The sequence below is a fragment of the Nitratireductor lacus genome, from assembly GCF_056431025.1.
In genome coordinates this window covers 50645-57401 of sequence record NZ_JBWKMB010000025.1, presented here as the reverse complement: position 1 = coordinate 57401, position 6757 = coordinate 50645, and the positions used below count along the sequence as shown (strand labels likewise).

Genomic DNA, 6757 nt, shown 5'->3' with positions numbered 1-6757 from the left:
CATCTCGAGCGCTGTCTGTTCGGGGGCCGGTGTCTTCAACATGACCCAGTGAATCAAAAACCCCCGGCAAATGCCAGGGGTTTGTCAGCAGTCTGAAGCCGGGCGCGTGCCCGGCTTTGAGAGCAATTCCAGGAAGAGTGGAAACCGGTTTTCCGTTCGGAACTGCATGAAAACAGACAGCTGGCCCGGACCGCCTCATCGATTCTCTGAAGCGCTGAGGCGGTCTGAACCAGGTTGCGTGTGAATTACGCGTTCTCGTCGGTCTCTTCGGCAGCCGCCTCGTCGGAGGCTGCTTCGACATCCTCATACTCGGCTTCCGGATCGAAGAACTCGTCCGGACGCGCGCTGTCGTTGATGTCCTCGCCGTAAATGGCTTCCGCAGAATCCAGCGTCTCGCCGCGTGCCTGGCGCTCGGCCTCGTCGCTCGAACGCGCAACGTTGAGCGTCACGGTGACCTCGACTTCCGGGTGAAGCGCGATGGCGACATTGATCAGGCCAATGGTCTTGATCGGCTGGTTGAGCTCGACCTGGCTGCGGCCGATCTTGAAGCCTTCATCGGCCAGAATCTCAACGATATCGCGCGTGGCGACCGAACCGTAGAGCTGACCGGTCTCGGCGGCGGAGCGAACGACGACGAAGGACTTGCCGTCGAGCTTCTCTGCAACAGCCTCGGCTTCCTTCTTCTGTTCCAGATTGCGCGCTTCGAGCTCGACGCGCTGGCTCTCGAATTTCTTGCGGTTGGCTTCGTTCGCGCGCAGAGCCTTGCCCCTGGGCAGCAGGAAGTTGCGTGCGTAGCCGTCTTTGACCTTCACCACGTCGCCCATCTGGCCGAGCTTGGCGATACGTTCAAGGAGAATAACGTCCATCGTTTCTGTCCTTTGTCATCGGCGCTTTGCGCCGGAATTTCATAAAGGCAGGTCAGAAACGGGAATGCCGCTGTGCGGCATGAAAGTCGCTGTCCTGCCCATGGCGGCAGTTAGGGGCATCGGCCCCAACTCGGGATTTGAAGAAACCTCATCCGCGCCCGCCGCGGGGAGGGGGCGGGCGGAAAGCCGCCCGCGCCGAAATTCTTACTTCACCACGTAGGGCAGAAGGCCCAGGAAACGGGCGCGCTTGATGGCCTTGGCCAGTTCGCGCTGCTTCTTCTGGCTGACTGCCGTGATGCGGGAGGGAACGATCTTGCCGCGCTCGGAAATATAGCGCTGCAGGAGCTTCACGTCCTTGTAGTCGATCTTCGGTGCATTGGCGCCGGAGAACGGGCAGGTCTTGCGGCGGCGGTGGAAAGGACGCCGCGTCGGGATCTGGTTGATGTCGACCATTATTCGGAGCCTTCCTTGTTGCTGTCGCGGTCATGATCGCGGCGCGGGCCACGCGGGCCACGGTCGTCACGGCGCGGGCCACGGTCGTCGCGGCGCGGACCACGGTCGTCGCGGCGCTGCATCATCGCGGAAGGGCCTTCCTCATGCGCGTCGACACGAATGGTCATGAAGCGCAGAATGTCTTCCGACAGGCCCATCTGGCGCTCGACTTCCTTTACGGCCGCAGCCGGAGCGTCGATGTCCATGAGGGTGAAGTAAGCCTTGCGGTTCTTCTTGATCCGGTAGGCGAGGGACTTCTGCCCCCAGTTTTCAACCCGACCAACGGAGCCGCCACCAGCCTCGATCACACCCTTGTACTGTTCCACAAGGGCATCGATCTGCTGCTGCGAGAGATCCTGCCGGGCAAGGAACACGTGTTCGTAAAGTGCCATTGTCTTGCCTTTCTTCGTTTCCATCCACCGGCCAGCGGCTAAGCCTCTGCGACTAGTCTTGTCCCCGAGGGGCCGAAGAAAAGCGCGTTGGACGGTCGAGAGCGGAGACACGGGAGGCGGAAGAACCTGTCTTCACAACGCACGCTTCACGAAATCGAGAAAAGCGCACGGCCCTCCGTTCAGCCCCCAGCTGAGACCGGCAGATCGCGCGCTTATACAGGTTTTCAGCGAAGATGCAAGGCGACGGTTTCAGGCGAGCAGGTACCAGAAATCAAGGTCCAGGCTGGCGGGGTCGCACAGATCGAGAAGCGGCTGGCAGACCGGGTGCCCGACATAGCCCTCGCACATGCGTTTTGTTTCGCCCAGCGAACGTCCGAAAGTGACCTCGCAAAAGCGGTTTTCCGCATCTCGCCCGATGTAATGGAGCCTCGTATTGTCGGATTGGCCGAGATATTCGCTTTCGATCCGTTCCGAAATCGCGAGCACGTCCTGCTCACTCGCATTGCTGCCGTCAGCGATCTTGAAGGTCCCGAATTCAACGCAGGAAAAAGCGTCCGGCGGGGATGCGATCTGCTTCAGTATCTGGTTGCGCGACAGCCGGACGGTGCCGGGCTCCAGCAATGCCATGAACGTCTTCGCGCTTTCTGCGTCGTCATAGGCTTTGAGCATCCCCTCGAAGCTCTGGTCGTCACGGGCCAGAATGATGTCGGCAAAACCGCCGTTCAGATTGCCGAGAAACGCATGAAGGAGGATGCCGTCCATCGGGCGCAGAAAGGTTTCCTGCCAGGCCAGCGCGGCGTCGATCAGGCGGGCCGCTTCAACGTCCGCGCGCTTTTGGTATCGGGCAAAGCCCATCACCCTCACAGGGCCTTCGGATTTTCTCAACATTGACTGTTTTCCTCTTCATAGGGGCAGCGGCTGCGGTCGGGCTTGCCGAACAGGCCGACGTGCCGTAGCTATCCCGAAGGATTGACAGTTTCTGTCAGGGTGGAGCATGCGCGCATCACGACTTTTCGGATTGCTTGAACAATTGCGGATGCACCGCCAGCCGGTCAGCGCTGCTCGATTGGCCGAGACGCTGGGTGTCTCGGTCCGCACCCTCTACCGCGACATCGCCACGCTTCAGTCCATGGGGGCTCCCATCCGGGGCGAGGGCGGTGTCGGCTATCAGATCGAGCGCGGCTATTTCCTGCCTCCCCTGCACTTCGACGCCGATGAGCTCGACGCGATCACGCTTGGCATGCAGTTGATTTCAGCGCGCGGCGATGGCGATCTGAAGCAGGCTGCCGCCCGCGTGGCCGCAAAGGTTGATGCAATAGCACCCGACGGTCAGCATGGGCGTGTGCGGCAAGGGGACATGATCGCATATTCAAGGGCGTCGGATGCACAACGCCATCTCGCTGCTCTTCGCCGTGCGGTACGCGGGCGCCGGCGTCTTGAAATCGTCTATCTCGACCTGAAGGAGAGGCAGAGCACGCGCAGGGTCCGCCCGTTGGGACTGACCGCGTTCGACAATGTCTGGCTTTTGACGGCCTGGTGCGAGGAGCGCGACGACTTTCGCAACTTTCGCATCGATCGGCTGCTGACGGTCGCCGAAACTGGCGACCGCTTTGCGCCAGAGGCTGGCAGGGAATTCAAGGACTACCTGAAGACCCTGCGTTAACGCATGTCTCCCGAAAGTGGGCACCGGTTTCGGGAGACATGCGTCAAATCAAGAACCTAAAGCGCACAGAGCGAATCTGAAAGATCGCGACGCGCTTTAGCGTTCACGTCTTGAGCTTGTAACCGGTCTTGAAAATCCACCAGATGGCGCCAAGGCAAAGCGCAAGGAAGAAGGTGATCATGGCGATGCTCACGCCGATCCCCACATCCGCAGTCTCATAGAAGCTCCAGCGGAAGCCGCTGATGAGGTAAAGCACCGGGTTGGCAAGCGTCACCTTCTGCCAGAATTCCGGCAGCATCTCGATGGAGTAGAACGAGCCGCCAAGGAAGACGAGCGGCGTGATCACCAGAAGCGGTATCAGCTGAAGTTTTTCAAAATTGTCGGCCCAGATGCCGATGATGAAGCCGAACAGGCTGAAGGTAATCGCCGTCATCACCAGAAAGAACAGCATCCAGAAGGGATGTCTTATCTCTATGGGGACGAAGAGATGCGCCGTTGCCAGGATTATCAGGCCCAGGATCAGCGACTTGGTTGCCGCCGCCCCCACATAGCCAAGCACGATCTCGAAAAAGGAGATCGGCGCGGAGAGGACCTCGTAAATCGTGCCGATGAACTTTGGAAAATAGATGCCGAACGATGCGTTGGAGATGGAGTTCTGCAACAGCGTCAGCATCATCAGCCCGGGAACGATGAAGGCGCCATACTGGACGCCGTCGATCTCCTCGATGCGCGAGCCGATGGCCGCGCCGAAGACGATGAAATAAAGCGAGGTGGAGAGCACGGGCGAAATCACGCTTTGCAGAAGCGTGCGTTTCATGCGCGCCATCTCGAAGAGATAGATGGATTTGACGGCTTCGAAATTCACTGGTTTTCCTCCACCACGAGGCTCACGAAAATGTCTTCGAGCGAGCGTTGCTCCGTGTCGAGATCCTTGACGGTGATCCCGGCTTCGCTCAGCGCCGAAAGCAGGGACGCAATGCCCGTTCGCTTCGCCTGTGTGTCATAGTGATAAATCACCCGCTCGCCGCCATCGGCGAGCTCCAGGTCATATTCGGAAAGCTGGTCCGGCAGATGTTCCAGCGGCTTCTGCAGGTCGAGCGTAAGCTGCTTCTGTCCGAGTTTGCGCATCAGCTCGGCCTTTTCTTCGACCAGAAGCAGCCGGCCCCTGTTGATGACGCCCACGCGGTCGGCGATCTCTTCCGCCTCTTCGATATAATGCGTTGTCAGGATGATGGTGACGCCCGTGTCGCGCAGGCGCTTGACCAGCCGCCACATATCCTTGCGCAGTTCCACGTCGACGCCTGCCGTCGGCTCGTCGAGGAACAGGATGCGCGGTTCATGTGCGAGAGCCTTGGCGATCATCACGCGCCGTTTCATGCCGCCCGAGAGCGCCATGATCTGGCTGTCCTTCTTGTCGTAGAGCGAGAGGTCGCGCAGGATCTGTTCGACCAGCGCCGGCGCCGGCTTCTTGCCGAAAAGGCCGCGGCTGTAGCTGACCGTCGCCCAGACCGTCTCGAAGGTTTCGGTGTGCAGCTCCTGCGGCACCAGACCGATGAGCTGGCGCGCCTGGCGGTAGTTCTGGACAATATCGTTGCCCTCTACCGTCACCGTGCCGGTGGTGGGTTTCACCAGACCGCAGATGATGGAGATCATTGTCGTTTTACCGGCCCCGTTCGGGCCGAGCAGGGCGAGTATCTCCCCGCGCTTGATGTCGAGATCGACCGAATTCAGGGCCGTCAGGCCGGTGTCATAGGTCTTTGAAAGGTCTTTGATGGAAAGAGCTGTCGTCATGGGAAAAGTCCGTCATGTCGGGGGCTTTGGCAGGCCGCGCACATATAGGCAATATGCAGCCCGCTTGCCAGCGCGCTCGCTCGCTCGCTGACATTTCCTGACATGCCGGACGTTTTCGTTTCCCGTGACCGGATCAGTTGTTTTCGGGGTCGGTCTCCGCTGCGAAGGCGAGTTGCCCGCAGCGCACCATCGCAAAGAGCGCCGGAATGCCGACGATCGCCGTCAGAATGATCTCGCCGAGGGGCTGAAGGTGCAGCAGTCCGGAGAGCCCCCAGATGCCCGCGGCCGAAGCGGCGGCCACCTCCGTGGAAATAAAGAGGGTTACGGAAACAAAGCCGACAACCTGCGCAAGCGTCAGCCTGCGACGAGGCGCAATTTCCTGCGGTCGCGGCTCTTCTGATTCAAAAGACATGTCTGAAAAATACCCATACACGCCACCGGAAGTGGGGCGGAGCAGCGATACATCTCTCTTCAATTATGGAGTTTTCATGTCATCGGACGCCGGATGCCGAAAACGCCCAAAAAGCTTGACGCGCCGGTTGTGTTGCGTCACCAGATGCGCCCGATAAGGACGAATACCGGAGATTTGGCGATGAGCATCGCTTTCACCTTTCCAGGTCAGGGAAGTCAGGCTGTCGGCATGGGGCGCGATCTGGCCGATGCATTTCCTGAAGCGCGGGACGTGTTCCAGGAGGTCGATGACGCGCTTAGCCAGAAGCTTTCCAAGGTCATGTGGGAAGGCCCGGAGGACGAACTGACACTCACGGCCAATGCGCAGCCTGCGCTTATGGCCGTTTCCATCGCCGCGATGCGGGTGATGGAAAAGGGCGGTCTCTCCCTCAAGGACAGGGTGTCCTACGTGGCCGGTCACTCGCTTGGCGAATATTCCGCGCTCTGCGCTGCCGGCACATTCTCCCTGGCCGATACCGCTCGGCTGCTGCGCATTCGCGGCAATGCCATGCAGGCTGCGGTGCCGGTGGGCGAGGGGGCGATGGCCGCGATCATCGGTCTTGAGGCGGCCGACGTGGAAGCGGTCTGCTCCGCTGCCGGCAAGGAGGGCGTCTGCCAGATTGCCAATGACAATGGCGGCGGACAACTCGTGATCTCCGGTGCCAGGAGCGCCGTGGAAGAGGCCGCGAAGCTCGCCTCCGAGAAGGGCGCCAAGCGCGCGATCATGCTGCCGGTTTCCGCCCCTTTCCATTCCGCGCTCATGCAGCCGGCGGCCGAGGCGATGCGCGAAGCACTCGCCGATGTCAGGAAGCACGCCCCGGCTGTTCCGGTGGTGGCCAATGTCACGGTTTCGCCTTTGAGTGATCCCGAAGAGATCGCCGAACGGCTGGTCGAGCAGGTCACGGGCCGGGTGCGCTGGCGCGAAACCGTCGGCTGGTTCGGCGAGAATGGTGTGGAAACACTCTATGAGATCGGCTCCGGCAAGGTGCTCTCCGGTCTCGCCCGTCGCATCAACCGCGATCTTGCCGCAGTTCCGGTCAACACGCCGGCAGACATAGAAGCGGCAATGGCGGCGCTCGGCTGAGCCCGCCAAATCGAAAGCA

9 protein-coding genes are annotated in these 6757 nt (G+C 60.6%); 2 read left to right on the top strand and 7 right to left on the bottom strand.

The annotated features are described in order from the left end of the window. Nucleotides 1–245 precede the first annotated feature (245 nt). The 4 genes from rplI to AC07E3_RS18480 all read right to left on the bottom strand — a co-directional run bounded on the left by rplI (nucleotide 246) and on the right by AC07E3_RS18480 (nucleotide 2638). A complete protein-coding gene (rplI, locus tag AC07E3_RS18495) occupies nucleotides 246–866 on the bottom strand; it encodes a 50S ribosomal protein L9 (RefSeq protein ID WP_336065601.1) in 621 nt (206 codons plus the stop codon). A gap of 204 nt (nucleotides 867–1070) precedes the next feature. Continuing rightward, a complete protein-coding gene (gene rpsR / locus AC07E3_RS18490) occupies nucleotides 1071–1319 on the bottom strand; it encodes a 30S ribosomal protein S18 (protein ID WP_002963610.1) in 249 nt (82 codons plus the stop codon). Beyond that, nucleotides 1319–1750, bottom strand: coding sequence for a 30S ribosomal protein S6 (gene rpsF / locus AC07E3_RS18485; protein ID WP_336065598.1), 432 nt, complete (start codon nucleotides 1748–1750; stop codon nucleotides 1319–1321). The genes rpsR and rpsF overlap by 1 nt, the downstream gene beginning before the upstream one ends. A gap of 249 nt (nucleotides 1751–1999) precedes the next feature. Then, nucleotides 2000–2638 (bottom strand): hypothetical protein, encoded by a 639-nt coding sequence (locus tag AC07E3_RS18480; RefSeq protein WP_478363911.1) that lies wholly within the window; start codon nucleotides 2636–2638, stop codon nucleotides 2000–2002. A gap of 106 nt (nucleotides 2639–2744) precedes the next feature. Here AC07E3_RS18480 and AC07E3_RS18475 point away from each other — a divergent pair, with 106 nt between their 5' ends. Beyond that, nucleotides 2745–3413, top strand: coding sequence for a helix-turn-helix transcriptional regulator (locus AC07E3_RS18475; protein WP_478363909.1), 669 nt, complete (start codon nucleotides 2745–2747; stop codon nucleotides 3411–3413). Between the two features lie 103 nt (nucleotides 3414–3516). On the opposite strand, the gene AC07E3_RS18470 is transcribed toward AC07E3_RS18475, so the two are convergent. From AC07E3_RS18470 to AC07E3_RS18460, 3 genes are all read right to left on the bottom strand, one after another. Next, nucleotides 3517–4278 carry an ABC transporter permease gene (locus AC07E3_RS18470; RefSeq protein WP_336065589.1) on the bottom strand — a complete coding sequence of 254 codons (762 nt, stop codon included), beginning with the start codon at nucleotides 4276–4278 and terminating at the stop codon, nucleotides 3517–3519. After that, the gene (locus tag AC07E3_RS18465; protein WP_065818314.1) at nucleotides 4275–5204 is read right to left on the bottom strand and encodes an ABC transporter ATP-binding protein; all 930 of its coding nucleotides are present in this window, start codon (nucleotides 5202–5204) and stop codon (nucleotides 4275–4277) included. The genes AC07E3_RS18470 and AC07E3_RS18465 overlap by 4 nt, the downstream gene beginning before the upstream one ends. 133 nt (nucleotides 5205–5337) lie before the next feature. After that, a complete protein-coding gene (locus AC07E3_RS18460; RefSeq protein ID WP_336065585.1) occupies nucleotides 5338–5616 on the bottom strand; it encodes a hypothetical protein in 279 nt (92 codons plus the stop codon). 180 nt (nucleotides 5617–5796) lie between these two features. Here AC07E3_RS18460 and fabD point away from each other — a divergent pair, with 180 nt between their 5' ends. Continuing rightward, the gene (gene fabD / locus AC07E3_RS18455) at nucleotides 5797–6738 is read left to right on the top strand and encodes an ACP S-malonyltransferase (RefSeq protein ID WP_336065583.1); all 942 of its coding nucleotides are present in this window, start codon (nucleotides 5797–5799) and stop codon (nucleotides 6736–6738) included. Nucleotides 6739–6757: the final 19 nt, after the last annotated feature.

Coding starts and splice junctions, on each gene's coding strand:
- AC07E3_RS18480 (WP_478363911.1), bottom strand. CDS start 2,638: ATGTTGAGAAAATCCGAAGGCCCTGTGAGGGTGATGGGCTTTGCCCGA.
- rplI (WP_336065601.1), bottom strand. CDS start 866: ATGGACGTTATTCTCCTTGAACGTATCGCCAAGCTCGGCCAGATGGGC.
- AC07E3_RS18460 (WP_336065585.1), bottom strand. CDS start 5,616: ATGTCTTTTGAATCAGAAGAGCCGCGACCGCAGGAAATTGCGCCTCGT.
- rpsR (WP_002963610.1), bottom strand. CDS start 1,319: ATGGTCGACATCAACCAGATCCCGACGCGGCGTCCTTTCCACCGCCGC.
- AC07E3_RS18475 (WP_478363909.1), top strand. CDS start 2,745: ATGCGCGCATCACGACTTTTCGGATTGCTTGAACAATTGCGGATGCAC.
- fabD (WP_336065583.1), top strand. CDS start 5,797: ATGAGCATCGCTTTCACCTTTCCAGGTCAGGGAAGTCAGGCTGTCGGC.
- rpsF (WP_336065598.1), bottom strand. CDS start 1,750: ATGGCACTTTACGAACACGTGTTCCTTGCCCGGCAGGATCTCTCGCAG.
- AC07E3_RS18465 (WP_065818314.1), bottom strand. CDS start 5,204: ATGACGACAGCTCTTTCCATCAAAGACCTTTCAAAGACCTATGACACC.